The sequence below is a fragment of the Dactylosporangium sp. NPDC000244 genome, from assembly GCF_040300725.1.
Classification (GTDB): domain Bacteria; phylum Actinomycetota; class Actinomycetes; order Mycobacteriales; family Micromonosporaceae; genus Dactylosporangium.
The window spans coordinates 51,160-65,956 of the sequence record NZ_JBEPEH010000053.1 but is presented as its reverse complement, the minus strand read 5'-3'; the positions used below and the strand labels follow the sequence as shown (position 1 = coordinate 65,956).

Sequence of the window (14,797 nt, the reverse complement as noted above, 5' to 3'; positions counted from 1 at the left end):
CACGCCAAATGAGCAGAGAACCGAGGGCACCATGAACCACTTCACCGGCCGCCTTCTGCCAGCGATCGCTGTCGCGACCGCGACCATCCTGTCTGCCTGCAGTTCCGGCGGGTCGAAGCCGGGCACCGACGACGCCATCAACAGCACGGTGACGCAGTCGGGGGCGGACAAGATCCTCGACGAGATCCACGCCGGCCCGCCCACCGCGTGCACCAGCGGCAAGGGCCTGACACTCGGCTTTGCCGCGGTGTGGAGTTCCAACGCTGCCGGGAAGGCTTCCAGTGATGCCTTCAATGCGGCCGCCAAGGCCTGCGGCGCGACACCGCTCGTCGTCGAGGCCAAGGCCGATGACCCACTCAACACGATGATCAGTGCGATGGACCTGATCACCTCCAAGAAGGCCGACGCGGTGACGTTCTACCCGCTCACCGCTGATGTGATGACAGCCCCGAGCAAGCGGGCGGCTGCCGCTGGTATCCCGGTCGTCGCCGGGGAGATGACGAACCTCACCGGCGCCGCTACGACGTTCCACCAGGACCGCCTCACCGCGGCGGTGAACGCCGCCAAGCTGTTCTGCGCAAAGTACCCGGACGGCGGAGAAGTCATCTACGGCGCCTACGGACAGCCTCAGCAGGACCTGCTGGACATGCAAAAGCGGTTCACCCAGGAACTCGCGTCGTGCAGCGCGAACAAGCTGAAGGTCGTGGCGACCTACCAGAACCAGACCGACGACATCGCCGGCGGCCTCAGCACCGCCCAGGCCGCCATGCAGCAACACCCCAAGGTCATCGGTGTAGCCGCCTACAACGACACCGATGCGGTGGCCGCATCGCGGGCCGCGTCGAACCTCGGCATCCGTGACCGGCTCACGATCGTGGGCTACAACGTCGACGCGGTCGGCCTCGACGCGCTGCAGAAGGGCACCATCGACTATTCCTTCCTCTGGGGACAGCCCGAGCAGTTGCAGGAAACCGTCAACGTGATGATCGCCCTGGCGACCGGGCAGAAGGCGCCGAAGTACATCACGCTCTACCCGAAGTGCGTCAGCAAGAAGACCGTGGCCCGGGTGCCGTCGGTCGCGGTCCGTACCGTGGGGATCGCCGAGGGGCGGGACATGTCTAAGACCGGACTGCAGCCGATGTTGCGCAGCGACGACACGCCCGTTCTGGAGGTTCCCGACGACGTACGCGGGTCCGTGGCGTGCCCGGTGGAGGGTTGATGGAAATGGATACGGCGAGCACGTCGAACGACCTGCTGCACGTCGAGGGAATTTGCATGCGATTCCCCGGGGTCCAGGCGCTCGAGAACGTCCGACTGACGGTCAGGCCCGGCGAGGTCCTCGGCCTGGTAGGGGAGAACGGATCCGGCAAGTCCACCCTGCTCAAGATCCTTGCCGGCCGGTACTCGCCCGACAGCGGGGAGGTGTACGTCGACGGGCAGCGCGTCTCCATCGCCAACCCGGCCCACGCCCTCCGCCTCGGGATCGCGCTGGTGGCGCAGGAGGTGCTCATCCAGCCCGAGCTGACGGTTGCCGAGAACCTCCTCGACGGCCGGATGCCACGGCGGGCCGGTCTGGTCAGGTGGCGCGAAACCTATCGGCTGGCTCGGGAGGAACTGGAGTCACTCGGGCTCGCTCTCGACCCGGCAGGAGTCACCGGGCGGCTGCCCCTGCATCAGCAGCAGATGTTGGCCATCGCCCGGGTGGTGCGCCGCCGGCCCCGCCTGGCGTTGTTCGACGAGCCAACCAGCTCTCTGACGGCGCAGGAGGCGAGCACCGTCCACGCCATGATCCGGCAGTTGCGGGCCAGCGGGACGGCCGCCGTCTACATCACGCACCGGCTCCAGGACTATTTCGAGATCACCGACAGAGTGGCGGTGCTGCGGGATGGCAGGAACGTCGCCACCGAGCAGACCCGGGACATCGATGAACACGGTCTGGTCCAGCTGATGGTCGGGCGACAGCAGACGGGGCTGTTCCAGCGGCCCGCTACCCGGAACCATCGACCCGAGCACCGGCACACCAACGCAGCACCCCCAGCCGCTCTGCAGGTGACCGCATTGCACACCCAAAATCTGCAGAACGTCGACCTGACGGTGCGGCCGGGAGAGATCCTGGGAATCGCGGGCCAAGCGGGGTCGGGACGAACCAGCCTCGCCGAGACGCTGTTCGGGCGCTGGCCCTACCGCGGCCAAGTCCTGGTTCATGGTCGCCAGGTCAAGCTGCGATCGCCGCGCGCGGCCGTCGCAGCGGGGGTTGCGCTTGTTCCGGAGGACCGCAAGCGATCCGGGCTCGTGCTGTCGATGACCGTCCAGGAGAACCTCACCATGGCGACCTGGTCCCGGATGGCCGTCGGTGGAATCCGGCGTCCCGGGCGAGAGCGTCGCGCCGCCAAGCACATCGCCGGCCGACTGGCGCTACGGGCGGCCGGGCTGGACGTGGAGGTGGGCACACTCAGCGGCGGCAACCAGCAGAAGATCGCCATCGGGAAGTGGCTCGCCCGCAGACCGGCGATCCTCATCCTCGACGAGCCGACGCGCGGGGTCGACGTCGGGGCCAAGGCTGAGATCTACGCGTTGATCGAGGCCCTCGCCGATGACGGCGGTGCCGTCATCGTCGTCTCCTCGGAGCTGCTGGAGGTCCTGCGGCTCGCAGACCGCATCCTGGTCATGGCGGGTGGACGCATCGTCGGCGAGCAGCGCGGGACTGAGGCGAGCGAAGAATCGATCACCGCGATGGCGTTCGCCGCGCCGGCCTCGGAGGTAGCACGATGAGCCGTCCCGTGCAGCGACAATCCGCCGCGAGCGACGAGGCTGGTGCGCGAGTCGAGTCACGTTCACCGGTCACCGGTCGGTCAGCCACATGGCTGCAGCGATCGATCACCGGCTCGTCAGCCCCGATGATCGCCGTCAGCGCTCTGCTCGTCCTACTGATCATCGTGGAGGTCCTGACCGAGCCGAACTTCGCCTCCACTTCGAACATCACGAATCTGCTCAGAACCAGCGCCGTCCCGGCTCTGCTCGTAGTGGGAATGACGATGGTGATCCTGACGGGCGGCATCGACCTTTCCATGGGAGGGATCCTGAGCATCAGCGGTATCGTCTACGCGAAGCTGCGCTTGGCTGGCGTTGCGGCCCCGCTCGCCCTGCTGCTCACGGTGCTGTTCGGCGCGGCTGTCGGCTTCGGGATCAACGGTATCCTCATCGGCCGCCTGCGCATGTCCTTCTTCGTCGTCACGCTCGCCTCGGCCTCCGCTCTGGGCGGGATCGCCCTGCTCTGGGCGCAGGACAAACAGATCGACATGTCTCAGGACGCCCTGGCCACAGCGATCGGCAACAGCGTCATCGGGACCGTGCTTCCCTACGGCGCCGTCATCGCCCTCGGCGCGGTCCTGGTCGCGGGGCTTGCCCTGCGCTACACCGTGTTCGGGCGCTCCGTCTACGCGGTCGGAGGCAACGCCGAGGCGGCGGAACTGTCCGGGCTGCGCCGGGAATGGATCGTTCCCTGCGTCTACGGGATCAGCGGCGCATGCGCCGCCGCGGCCGGGGTCATGACGATCGGTCGACAGACCATCGCCGATCCCACCGCCGGCAACTCTTCGATCGTGCTGTATGTGGTAGCAGCGACGCTGCTGTCCGGCGTCGCGGTCGCCGGCGGTGCCGGATCGGTGTACGGCGCCTTGATCGGCACCGCATTCCTGCAGGTGCTATCCAACGCACTGGCTCTGCGGGGCTTCAACAACAGCTGGCAGATGCTCGTGACGGGCGTGATCCTGCTGATGGCCGTGTACTTCGACCGCGTCCGTCAGCGGCTCGCGGCGAGCAGAGGTTAGCCCGTCTCCCAAACAGACCGCCCGAATGGCGATGTCCGAGCTAGTCCAACCTTCAAGGGACGAAATGACAGAAAACGCAGCCGCCGAACTCGCTGCGGCCACCAAATCGCGAGCAGTCGCGGCTGGAATCGACGTCTACGAGTACGACCAGGTAACCGGATCGCTGCAGGACCTGACCGAGTGGCCTGCGGCTTTCCGAGGGGCGGCCGAACGACACCGGTCGGCGGCGCGCGAGGCACAGGACGACGGTCGGGTGATCACCGCCGCAGACAACTATCGCCTTGCGTCGCTGTGGTTCTACTTCGCCGGTGCGTTCCCCTCACCGGATTTCGCGAGCTACCGGGACGCCGCAGAAACCCAGCAGGCGGCCCTCGATCTGCAGGATGCTCGCAGCGCCCGGGTCGTCGGCCAAGAGTTCGTCGGCGTGCTGCGGCTGCCTCCAGGGTATGGGGACACTGTGCCCCTGGTCATCCTTCTCGGAGGCGCCGATGGGGCGAAGGAGGAGTCGCTCGCCGTCTCGGACGAGCTCATCCGACGCGGACTGGCCACCCTCGCCCTGGACGGGCCAGGCCAGGGCGAGCTGGCGGGCAGCCGCCCGCCGACGCAGGACTTCGCCGCGGTGGTCAGCGCGGCCCTGGACGCTACCTTCGCAGGGACTGTGCCGGGATGGAGCCCGGCCGCGGTGGGCGTGCTCGGCACCAGCCTGGGGGGCCACTACGCGCTGCGCAGCCTGGCCGCCGAGCCTCGGATCCGGGCGGCGGTCGTGGTCAGCGGCTTCGCCACCGCCTCCTGGGCCGCCATGCACCCGTACGTGCAGAGTCTGATGACCTTCCGAGCGGGAAGCGAGCAGGTCGCCCGCGAATTCGCCGACTCGCTCGACATCACCGCGGCGATCCCCGCGATCACGCAGTCTCTTCTGCTCGTCGACGGAGGCCAGGACGCTCTCGTCCAAGGCGACTTCACCGGCCGCTGGATCGCCTCGACCGCACCGAACGCCGAGTACCGGCTGGTGCCCGCAGGCGACCACAACGTGGCCAACGCCCGGTGGGAGTGGCTTTCCCGCGCCGCCGACTGGCTGGCGGCGCGGCTCATCACCCCGGCGGTGCCGGAGTCGGACGCCGCCGCAGCGGCCCGCTGAGAGGAGTAGCATGCGCGCGATCGTCCTGAACCGGGCCACCGCCCCCATCCTGCAGGTGCGGAACGTTCCTGATCCGACGCCGGGGCCGCACGAAGCTCTCGTGCGGATCAGCGCTGCCGCGTTGAACTTCGGTGAGGTCGCCCACGCGTTCGGCACCATGGGGAGCCATCTGCGGCAGATCCCGGACGGCACCGTCATGGGCAACGACGCCGCCGGCGTGGTCGTCGAGGCGGCCGCCGACGGGTCCGGCCCGGCCGCAGGCGCGACCGTCGTGACTCTAGGCATCGGAGGCGCCTGGGCCGAACTCCGCGCCGTCAACACCGACTTCCTGGCCGAGGCGCCCGCAGGCGCGGACTTCGGCGTGCTGAGCACACTGCCCGTCGCCGGTCTGAGCGCCCTGCACGGCTTGGCGCGACTGGGCTCCATCCTCGGCAAGCGCGTTCTCGTCACCGGCGCCAGCGGCGGGGTCGGCACATTCGCCGTACAGTTGGCCCGCCACGCGGGCGCAGTGGTCGTGGCATCGACCAGCAACCCCGATGCCCACGGCGAGACCCTCCGCCGGCTCGGCGCCAACGAGATCGTCGCCACCCCGGCCGAGGTGGTCCGACCCGTTCACGGTGTTCTCGACCAGGTCGGCGGCAGCCAGTTGGTCGACGCGTTCCGCAGGCTCGCCCCACACGGAACTCTTGTTGCTATCGGACATTCATCGAGGCAGGGGGAGACCTTTGACTTCGGAGACCTGTTCGGAGACGAGGGCCGGCACGATCGCGCCATCGTCACCTTCTTCTTGGGAGACCTGCGCGGCCTGGGTCCCGACCTGCACTGGCTGGCCGCCCGAGTCGCCGCCGGCGAGCTAGACCCGCAGATCGGCTGGAGGGGTGACTGGTCGCGGGCCGAGGAGGCGTACACGGCCCTGCTGAACCGTCGTATCAGCGGCAAGGCCGTACTCGACATCAACTAAATCCGCCTTGGTAAAGGAGATCCAATGAGCAACTTCGAAGGCAAGGTCGCGTTCGTCACCGGCGGAGGCCGCGGGCAGGGAAGGGAAATCGCGGTCGAATTCGCCCGGCGGGGCGCAGACGTCACCGTGGTCGACATCGGGACCGACATCGCGTCCGTCCCCTACCCGCTCGCCACCAAGGATGACCTGGAAGAAACCAAGTCGCTCGTCGAGGCTCAGGGCCGACGCTGCATCGCCCGCATCGCCGACGTGCGCAACCAGCAGGCCCTGGACTCGGCGGTGGACGCCACCGTGGCCGAACTCGGCCGTATCGACATCCTCGTGGCGAACGCCGGGATCTACGACTGGTCGTCCAGCCCACTCTGGGAGACCTCGGACCAGGCCTGGACGGACCAGATCGCGGTGTGTCTGGAGGGTGTGTGGCGAAGCGCCAAGGCCGTTGCCCCTCACCTCATCCGTCAGGGTGAGGGCGGATCGATGGTCTTCACGTCCTCCAACCTGGGCAAGGAAGGAGCTTCGTTCAGCGCCCCCTATGTGGCCGCCAAGCACGGTGTCATCGGCTTGATGCGGACCGCGGCGCTGGAGCTGGGCGCATACGGGATCAGGGTGAACGCGCTCCTGCCGAGCACGACCGACACCAAGATCAATGACCACCAAACGGGCTGGAGCAGGGCCAGCGGGAAGCCGCACGGGACCCGCGAGGACTACCTCGAGGCCCTCCACAAGTGGACCGTGCTTCGGAACACTGGGGTGATCCCAGTGAGCGCGCCCGCCCTCGCCGCAGTCTGGCTCAGCTCTGACGAAGCCCGCTACGTGACCGGGATCGAGCTTCCGGTCGACGCGGGCCATCTCACGCTGCCCGGATTCAACCCTTGGCCGGCGCGCGACTGAGCCAAGTCTTCGCAGTCGGCGCACAAGGTCGGCGGTGCATTCAATCGTGCATGAATTGAATGCATTAACATGTGTTGTGTTCGTGTTCTCGAAGATCTGGAACTGGTAGGGTGGGATTTGGTGTCCGATGGTGCAATCCTGATCCGCGATTCGGGTAACGGGGAGTCCCTCAGTGACGTGGTCGTTGCCAACCTGCAGCGTCGCATCCTCTCCGGTGAGATCCCGATCGGCACGTGGCTGCGGCACGGCGCGCTCGCCGAGGAACTCGGGATCAGCCGGACGCCGGTCCGCGAGGCCTTGCGGATCCTTGCCGCGCAGGGCCTCGTCACGATCGCACCGAACCGGGGTGCGCAGGTCAACGGACAATCGGGGCAGGACATCCGTGAGATCGGCGAAGTGCGCGCCGAATTGGAAGGGTTCGCCTCGGAGTTGGCCGCGGACCGGATGGACGATGCTCAGATCAAGCGCATGACCGGCTCGTGGGAGACCTTCCGCGAATCGCTCGGCGGGTCACCGTCGGAACAGGCCGAGCAGTGGGCGGTCTCGAACGAAGAGTTCCATTCCGTCATTCTCGAGGCGGCCCGAAACCCCTACCTTTCGCTGACCATCAACGAACTGCGTCGCCGTCTGCCACACAACCTGTCCTTCGCCGCCTACGCGGGAAACTCACGGCTGATCACTCGCAACCTCAAGGAGCATGAGGCCATCGCTGACGCGATCCTCTCCCAGGACGGCCCGCGGGCCCGGCGCCTGATGGCGGCGCACATCCGCACCTCGATCGACGCCACCGCACGCTGGGTGGAACAGGCTGCCGGCGAGACTCCGGGGCGGTGAACCGATACAACCGATAGCGACTCAGGTGTAGGCGTCGGCAGTCATGTCCTCCAGCGGCGTCGGGCTGGAGGGGCTCAAGTCTGGGCAGTTGCTGCGTGCGGGTGCCGGATGCCGGTACGTCCAGTCCGAGGAACCGGCTCGTCCAACCGAAGTACGCCCCGGCATCCTCGGTGGCGATCGCCACGGCCGGCTGGTCCGGCTGCGCCCCGATAGTGCCGGGGTCTGCCGGGGGCGACATCCTCTGCGAGCACGACATGCACCGCAAAACGGGGCAGTGCGCTCTCCGGCGTAACTCGGACGAGGCGAGCGGTTGCGGCGATGTGGACCGTCGGCGCCCCACGCCTCGTCCGGGCGGCATATCACACAACGTGGTCAACCGGGAAGTTGTGTAACGGCGCAATGGGCGGGGTCCGATCCAGTACTTCGAAATGGCCACCACCGAGCCGAAGGACTGCGCTGCCGGCTCCTGCGCGTCGCCGCCCAAATCGCCCGCAGCAGCCGCCAACCCCGGCTCCGCATGGCCGACAACTGGCCCTGGGCGGCAGAACTGGTCACGCCTTCACCCGGCTCGCCGCACTCCCACGACCAAAGACGGGGCTGAAGAAGACATAGCGTTCGTCACGGGGTCGCGTGGTGGCGGCGCGGCATCGGCTCCTCGGTGAAGGTGTGTTCGGCGAAGCCCGCGGCCAGCGCGAGCAGCGCGGCGTCGAGGTACACGGTGAGGTTCGCGTCGGCGCGTGCGACCCATCGCTCGTAGGCGGCCCGGCACGCCGCCAGTGTCACTCGCCCGACAGCGAGTGGGTAGAGCGAGTCGGCCGGCTGGCCGACCCGCTGCGCGACGTATTCGCTCACCACCCGCTCCCAGGCGTCGTAGTGCTTCGCCGCGCCGAGGTTGAGGCCGGGGAGCGACCCGATCAGTTTCATCCGGGCGCGCAGCTCGGGCACGTCCTCGGCGCGGTAGTGGTTGACGGCGACCACCGCTTTGCGGATGGCCTCCATGACCGGGGTGCCGGGCGGCGCCGAGGCGAGTTCCTTGCGCAGCGCGTCGACCTCCGCGTCGAAGGAGCCCCACAGCACCGCGGCCTTCGAGTCGAAGTACCGGAAGAACGAGCGCTTGTTGATCCCTGCCTCGGTGGCGATCTGGTCGACCGTGGTCTCGTCGAAGCCGTGCTCAGCGAACAGCCGCAGTGCAATGCGCTCCAGCTGGCGCCGGCTCGTGCCCGGGGGTCGCCCACGGCGGGAAACAGACTCGGTCATGGATGCAGTCTCCCGCACCGGCCGAGGCCGGTGCACGCCCGGCACCGGCGACCTCTTGTAGCGGACGCGTCCGCAGGCTACCGTCCTTATATTCGTCAGTTGGTGACGAATATAAGGAGCGGAACGCCCCAACACCGCAAGGAGTCCCCGATGAATCCACCCCTGGAACCGGCCATTATCGTCACCGACCGACACAAGGCGGCAGCCGCGGGCGAGGACGGTTCGGAGCTCGTCGAGGCGCTCGTCGAGGAGGACTTCCTCGTCGAGGAGGTGTCGATCGACGGCATGTGCGGTGTCTACTGAGCCCGTGGCGGCGCCGATTCCGGCCGGCTTCGATCCGCGTGCCCCATGGCGCCTGCACCCCCAGGTCTCCGTCCGGCCCGAACGCTTCGGCGCGCTGCTGTACCACTTCGGCACTCGCCGTCTGTCGTTCCTGAAGAGCCCGACGCTGCTCACGGTGGTCAAGGGGCTGGCGGACGCCCCGACGGCCGACGACGCCTGCCGATCGGCGGGGGTCTGCCCGGAGGAGCTGCCCGCGTACCGCCGGGCCCTGGCGACGCTCGCGGGGTCACACATGATCTGTGAGAGGGGTGAGGACGCATGAGTGTCACCGCGCTGCCGTTGGTCGAGCAGTTCCAGTTCGGGCTTGACGCGCCGATCTGCCTGACCTGGGAGCTGACCTACGCCTGCAACCTGTCGTGCGTGCACTGCCTGTCCAGCTCGGGGCGGCGCGACCCGCGCGAGCTGAGTACCGCCGAGTGCAAGGCCGTGATCGACGAGCTCGAGCGGATGCAGGTCTTCTACGTCAACATCGGCGGTGGCGAGCCGACGGTCAGGGCCGACTTTTGGGAGCTGGTCGACTACGCGACCGCCCACCATGTGGGCGTGAAGTTCTCCACCAACGGCGTGAAGATCACGCCCGAGGTGGCTCGGCGCCTCGCCGCCAGCGACTACGTCGACGTGCAGATCTCTCTGGACGGAGCAACGGCCGAGGTCAACGACGCGGTGCGCGGCGCCGGCTCCTACGACACGGCGATGCGCGCCATGCAATACCTCGCCGACGCCGGGTTCCGCGGGTTCAAGATCTCCGTGGTGACGACCCGGCACAACGTCGACCAACTCGACGCGTTCAAGGCGATCGCCGATCGCTTCGGTGCCCAGCTGCGGATCACCCGGCTTCGCCCGTCTGGCCGCGGCGCCGACGTCTGGGACGAGCTGCATCCGACCGCCGCCCAGCAGCGGGTGCTGTACGACTGGCTGGTCGCCAAGGGCGAAGGAGTGCTGACCGGCGACTCGTTCTTCCACCTGTCGGGGTACGGCGAGGCGCTGCCCGGGCTCAACCTGTGCGGGGCAGGCCGGGTCGTCTGCCTGATCGACCCGGTCGGCGACGTCTACGCCTGCCCGTTCGCGATCCACGACAACTTCCTCGCCGGCAACGTCCGCGCCGATGGCGGGTTCACCCGCGTCTGGCGCGAATCCGCCCTCTTCGCCGATCTGCGCCGCCCGCAGACCGGCGGCGCGTGCCAGTCGTGCTCGGCGTTCGACGCCTGCCGGGGCGGCTGCATGGCCGCCAAGTTCTTCACCGGTCTGCCGCTGGACGGTCCGGATCCGGAGTGCGTCAAGGGACACGGCGAGGCCGCGCTGGACGCGACCGCACCCGGCGGCGCGCCCCGGCCGTCGGGCGACCACTCACATCGCGGCCGTCCCGTCCCGATCACGCTGAACCGGCGGCGCCCCGATCGGGCGTGCGACGAGAACCCGCTGGCGGGATTTGCCTCGGCGGCACCGTGAGCGAGGTCTGGGTGGCCGACCTGCCGTGGCCGGTCGTGCGGGAGCGTGCCGCCGCCGGGGCGATCCTCGCCGTCCCGCTCGGCTCGACCGAGCAGCACGGCCCGCACCTGCCGCTGTCCACCGACACCGACGTCGCCGTCGCACTGTGCCGCCGGCTCGCCGCGGCCCGCGACGACATCCTGATCGCACCGCCCGTGCCGTACGGCGCCAGCGACGAGCACGCCGGTTTCGCCGGAACGCTCTCAATTGGGCAGAACGTGCTGGAACGTCTGGTGACCCGGCTCGTCCGCTCCGCCTGCGAGACGTTCGGCCGGGTCCTGCTCGTCTCCGCCCATGGGGGCAACGCCGAGGCGGTAACGCGTGCGGTCGACCGGCTGCGCGCGGAGTCGCACGACGTGCTGGTACACATGCCACATTGGGAAGGCGAACCCCATGCCGGGCGCACCGAGACGGCCATGCTGCTGTCCCTGACACCGCAACGCGTGTCGATGGCCGACGCGGTGGCCGGGGACACGCGACCGATCGGCGAACTCATGCCGCTGCTGCGGGCCGGCGGCGTCCGGTCGGTCAGCCCGGTCGGGGTCCTCGGCGATCCCGCCGGCGCGACCTCGGCGGAGGGATCGCGGCTGCTCGACACGCTCGCATCGAGCCTGATCGAGGAGGTGGCGGCATGGCGGGCCGGGTGGCGCTAGTAACCGGCGCCGCCCGCGGGATCGGCGCGGCCACAGTGCTGGCACTGGCCGACGACGGCTGGTCGGTGCTCGCGGTGGACGTCGCGGCGGACAACCCCGACCTGCCGTACCCGATGGGCACGCGGGACGAGCTGGAGGCGGTGGTCGCCGAGGGCAACCGGCGGGCCGGAAGCGCGGGCCGGGTCCGCGCGTTCGTCGCGGACGTGCGTGATCCGGCGGCGGTGGATGCGGCGGTACTCGCGGCAGAACGCATCTGGGGCGGCCTGGACGCCGCGCTCGCGGTCGCTGGGGTGATCGCCGGCGGCGCGCCGCTGTGGCAGGTGCCGGCGGCCCACCAGCGGGCGGTCCTGGACGTCGACCTCGGCGGTGTCGTGTCGCTGGCCCGCGCCGCCGTGCCCGCGCTGTTGCGTCGGCCCGAGCCCCGGTCCGGCCGGTTCCTCGCGGTCGCCTCCGCCGCCGCGACCCGCGGCCTGCCGATGCTCGCCGCGTACTGCGCCGCGAAGGCCGGCGTCACCGGACTGATCCGCGCGCTTGCCGTCGAGCTCGGCGACACCGGGGTGACGGCCAACGCGGTGAGCCCCGGCTCCACCGCGACGCCGATCCTCGACGAGAGCGCCCGACTCTACGGCCTCGCCGACGCCGAAATGTTCGCCGCGCAGCAGCCGATGCGCCGCCTGCTCGACCCGGCTGAGGTCGCCGCCGTGCTGGCGTTCCTCGCCGGCCCGGGCGGCAGCGGCATGACCGGCGCGGTCGTCCCGGTCGACGGAGGGCTGGCATTGTGACACCGCTGCCAATCGGGTTCGGGGTGGGATTCGATGCCGGCGCACGGCTGCTGGACGATGCGACGCTGTCGGGCGGTGCGCCGCCGCGCATCCTGCGGCTGGCACCGGCCGGGCGCCGCGCCCTACGCGAGCTGCAGTGCGGTCCGGTTAGCACTGCCGTCGGCGGCGCCCTCGCCCGCAAGCTCACCGACGCCGGCCTGCTGCATCCGCGGCCGCCGGCGCTGCGCGAGCGGCCCGACGCGACCGTGGTCATCCCGGTCCGCGACCGTGTGCCACAGCTTGACCGTTGCCTCGCCGGGCTCGGCCGCGACTACCCGGTGATCGTCGTCGACGACGGCTCCCGGGACCCACGCGCGGTCGCCGCGGTCGCCGCCCGGCACGGCGCCACGGTCGTACACAGGCCGCACAACGGCGGCGCGGGTGCCGCCCGCAACACCGGCGTGCGGCACGTCAGCACCGAAATCGTTGTCATGGTTGACAGCGACTGCATCCCCGTGCCCGGCTGGATCGAGCGGCTCGCCGCGCACCTCGCCGACCCGCTGGTCGCGGTCGCCGCGCCGCGCATCGTCCCGCTGCCCACCGCCGCGCCGGCGACTGCCATCGGCCGATATAACCGGGCGTGCGGCAGCCTGGACCTCGGCGAGCGCGAGGCCCGGGTTGTGCCGCTGACCCGGGTCGCCTACGTCCCGACGGCCGCGCTGGTGGTGCGGCGGGCCGCGCTGCTCCACGTGGCCCGCGGCGGCGACGTGTTCGACCCGGCGATGCCCGTCGGCGAGGACGTCGACCTGATCTGGCGGCTGCACCACGCGGGCTGGCGGGTCCGGTACGACCCCGCGGTACAGGTGCAGCACGACGAGCCAAAGACCTGGCCGGCACTGCTATCCCGGCGATTCCGATACGGCACCTCCGCCCCGCACCTGGCCCAGCGGCACCCCGCCGAGATGCCACCGCTGATCGTGTCGCCGCTGCCGGCGGCGACCGTCGCCGCTCTGCTCGCCCGCCGGCCGCTGGCCGCCGGCGCCGCGTTCACCGCCACGGTCGCCTCGGCTGCTCGGACACTGCACCGGGCTCACGTGCCCGGCGATCCGGTCCGCGACGCCGTGCCCGCCATGCTCGGCGCCACCTATCGGACCTGGCTCAACCTCGGCCGCTACAGCGTGCAGTTCGCCTCGCCGCTACTGCTTGCAGCGGTCCTCGCGCCCGCGGTCCCCCACGAGCGGCGCCCGTGGACCCGACGGCTCGCCGCCGCCTCGCTGCTGCTCGGCCCCGGCCTCGCCGGCTGGTGCCGGCACCGTCCCCGGCTGGACCCGGCCCGCTTCACGGCGGCGTCGATCGCCGACGACATCGCTTACGGCAGCGGCGTGTGGTTCGGCTCCGTTCGCCACCGCACGCTTTCCGCAATCCGTCCGGTCATTGTGGGCGGCCGTCCTTCCGATCGGAGTACAACATGAGCAGCGGATGGTTCGAGACGGTGGCCGTCGCTCAGCGCCGGGCCCGCAAGCACCTGCCAAAGTCGGTGTATGACGCGCTGGTCGCCGGCTCCGAGAAGGGCCTGACACTGGAGGACAACCAGACCGCGTTCGACGCGCTGGGCCTCGCACCCCATGTCGCCGGCCTGCCCGCCAAGCGCGACCTCGCCACCACCGTCATGGGCCAGTCGATCTCCCTTCCCGTGATTATCTCGCCCACCGGTGTCCAGGCCGTGCACCCCGACGGCGAGGTCGCCGTGGCCCGCGCCGCCGCCGCGCGCGGCACCGCGATCGGCCTCAGCTCGTTCGCGAGCAAGCCGATCGAGGAGGTCGTCAAAGCCAACCCGCAGACGTTCTTCCAGATGTACTGGGTCGGCACCCGCGAGCAGATGGCCGCGCGCATGGACCGGGCGCGACGGGCCGGCGCGGTCGGCCTCATCGCCACGCTCGACTGGTCCTTCTCCAACGGCCGCGACTGGGGGAGCCCGCACATCCCGGAGCAGCTCACCTTCCGCGAGGCACTACGCTTCGCGCCTGAGGCGCTGACCCACCCCCGGTGGCTCGCCGCATTCGTCAAGACCGGACACGTCCCGGACCTGCGCGTGCCGAACATGGCCGACGAGGGCAAGCAGCCACCGACCTTCTTCGGCGCGTACTTCGAGTGGATGCAGTCCGCGCCGCCGAGCTGGGAGGACGTGGCCTGGCTGCGGGAACAGTGGGGCGGCCCGTTCATGCTCAAGGGCGTCACCCGCGTCGACGACGCCCGGCGCGCCGTCGACGCCGGCGTCACCGCGATCTCGGTGTCCAACCACGGCGGCAACAACCTCGACGGCACACCGGCGACGATCCGCGTCCTTCCCTCGATCGCCGCCGCCGTCGGCGACCAGATCGAGATCCTGCTCGACGGCGGCATACGCCGCGGCAGCGACGTGCTCAAGGCCCTAGCCCTTGGCGCCCGTGCGGTGATGATCGGCCGCGCCTACCTGTGGGGCCTGGCCGCCAACGGCCAGAAAGGCGTGCAGAACGTCCTGGACATCCTGCGCAGCGGCCTCGACTCCGGCCTGATGGGCCTCGGCCGCGCCTCGATCAGCGAGCTACGGCCCGAGGACCTCGTCATCCCGCCGGACTTCACGCGGACGCTCGGCGCCTGAT

At 69.9% G+C, this 14,797-nt stretch carries 15 protein-coding genes; 14 read left to right on the top strand and 1 reads right to left on the bottom strand.

What is annotated here, in order from left to right; genetic code table 11:
- The first annotated feature begins 31 nt into the window (after positions 1-31).
- The 7 genes from ABT369_RS50240 (at position 32) to ABT369_RS50210 (ending at position 7,654) form a co-directional block, all read left to right on the top strand.
- Positions 32-1,219 (top strand): sugar ABC transporter substrate-binding protein, encoded by a 1,188-nt coding sequence (locus ABT369_RS50240; RefSeq protein ID WP_350624452.1) that lies wholly within the window; start codon positions 32-34, stop codon positions 1,217-1,219.
- Positions 1,219-2,772 (top strand): sugar ABC transporter ATP-binding protein, encoded by a 1,554-nt coding sequence (locus tag ABT369_RS50235; RefSeq protein WP_350624450.1) that lies wholly within the window; start codon positions 1,219-1,221, stop codon positions 2,770-2,772. The genes ABT369_RS50240 and ABT369_RS50235 overlap by 1 nt, the downstream gene beginning before the upstream one ends.
- Positions 2,769-3,830 carry an ABC transporter permease gene (locus tag ABT369_RS50230; protein WP_350624448.1) on the top strand — a complete coding sequence of 354 codons (1,062 nt, stop codon included), beginning with the start codon at positions 2,769-2,771 and terminating at the stop codon, positions 3,828-3,830. The genes ABT369_RS50235 and ABT369_RS50230 overlap by 4 nt, the downstream gene beginning before the upstream one ends.
- A gap of 64 nt (positions 3,831-3,894) precedes the next feature.
- Complete coding sequence (locus ABT369_RS50225; protein WP_350624446.1) at positions 3,895-4,968, top strand: alpha/beta hydrolase; 1,074 nt, start codon at positions 3,895-3,897, stop codon at positions 4,966-4,968.
- Between the two features lie 10 nt (positions 4,969-4,978).
- Positions 4,979-5,929, top strand: coding sequence for a zinc-binding dehydrogenase (locus tag ABT369_RS50220; RefSeq protein ID WP_350624444.1), 951 nt, complete (start codon positions 4,979-4,981; stop codon positions 5,927-5,929).
- Positions 5,930-5,953: 24 nt separating this feature from the next.
- Positions 5,954-6,820 carry a mycofactocin-coupled SDR family oxidoreductase gene (locus ABT369_RS50215; protein ID WP_350624442.1) on the top strand — a complete coding sequence of 289 codons (867 nt, stop codon included), beginning with the start codon at positions 5,954-5,956 and terminating at the stop codon, positions 6,818-6,820.
- A 120-nt stretch (positions 6,821-6,940) separates the two neighbouring features.
- Complete coding sequence (locus ABT369_RS50210) at positions 6,941-7,654, top strand: GntR family transcriptional regulator (protein WP_350624440.1); 714 nt, start codon at positions 6,941-6,943, stop codon at positions 7,652-7,654.
- Positions 7,655-8,272: 618 nt separating this feature from the next.
- On the opposite strand, the gene mftR is transcribed toward ABT369_RS50210, so the two are convergent.
- Complete coding sequence (gene mftR / locus ABT369_RS50205; protein ID WP_350624438.1) at positions 8,273-8,911, bottom strand: mycofactocin system transcriptional regulator MftR; 639 nt, start codon at positions 8,909-8,911, stop codon at positions 8,273-8,275.
- A gap of 150 nt (positions 8,912-9,061) precedes the next feature.
- Between mftR and mftA the strand changes: the two genes are divergently transcribed.
- The 7 genes from mftA to mftD are packed head-to-tail and all read left to right on the top strand — an operon-like array spanning position 9,062 to position 14,796.
- The gene (gene mftA, locus ABT369_RS50200) at positions 9,062-9,214 is read left to right on the top strand and encodes a mycofactocin precursor MftA (RefSeq protein WP_350624436.1); all 153 of its coding nucleotides are present in this window, start codon (positions 9,062-9,064) and stop codon (positions 9,212-9,214) included.
- Between the two features lie 4 nt (positions 9,215-9,218).
- Entirely contained in the window at positions 9,219-9,515 is a 297-nt protein-coding gene (gene mftB / locus ABT369_RS50195) for a mycofactocin biosynthesis chaperone MftB (RefSeq protein WP_350624434.1), read from the top strand.
- A complete protein-coding gene (mftC, locus tag ABT369_RS50190; RefSeq protein WP_350624432.1) occupies positions 9,512-10,702 on the top strand; it encodes a mycofactocin radical SAM maturase in 1,191 nt (396 codons plus the stop codon). Before mftB ends, mftC begins: the two co-directional genes overlap by 4 nt.
- On the top strand, positions 10,699-11,394 hold the full coding sequence (gene mftE / locus ABT369_RS50185) for a mycofactocin biosynthesis peptidyl-dipeptidase MftE (RefSeq protein ID WP_350624430.1): 696 nt from the start codon (positions 10,699-10,701) through the stop codon (positions 11,392-11,394). The genes mftC and mftE overlap by 4 nt, the downstream gene beginning before the upstream one ends.
- Positions 11,373-12,176, top strand: a complete 804-nt coding sequence (locus tag ABT369_RS50180; RefSeq protein ID WP_350624428.1) for a mycofactocin-coupled SDR family oxidoreductase — start codon at positions 11,373-11,375, stop codon at positions 12,174-12,176. The genes mftE and ABT369_RS50180 overlap by 22 nt, the downstream gene beginning before the upstream one ends.
- Entirely contained in the window at positions 12,173-13,627 is a 1,455-nt protein-coding gene (gene mftF / locus ABT369_RS50175; RefSeq protein ID WP_350624426.1) for a mycofactocin biosynthesis glycosyltransferase MftF, read from the top strand. Before ABT369_RS50180 ends, mftF begins: the two co-directional genes overlap by 4 nt.
- Positions 13,624-14,796 carry a pre-mycofactocin synthase MftD gene (gene mftD / locus ABT369_RS50170; RefSeq protein WP_350624424.1) on the top strand — a complete coding sequence of 391 codons (1,173 nt, stop codon included), beginning with the start codon at positions 13,624-13,626 and terminating at the stop codon, positions 14,794-14,796. Before mftF ends, mftD begins: the two co-directional genes overlap by 4 nt.
- The last annotated feature ends 1 nt before the right edge of the window (position 14,797 follow it).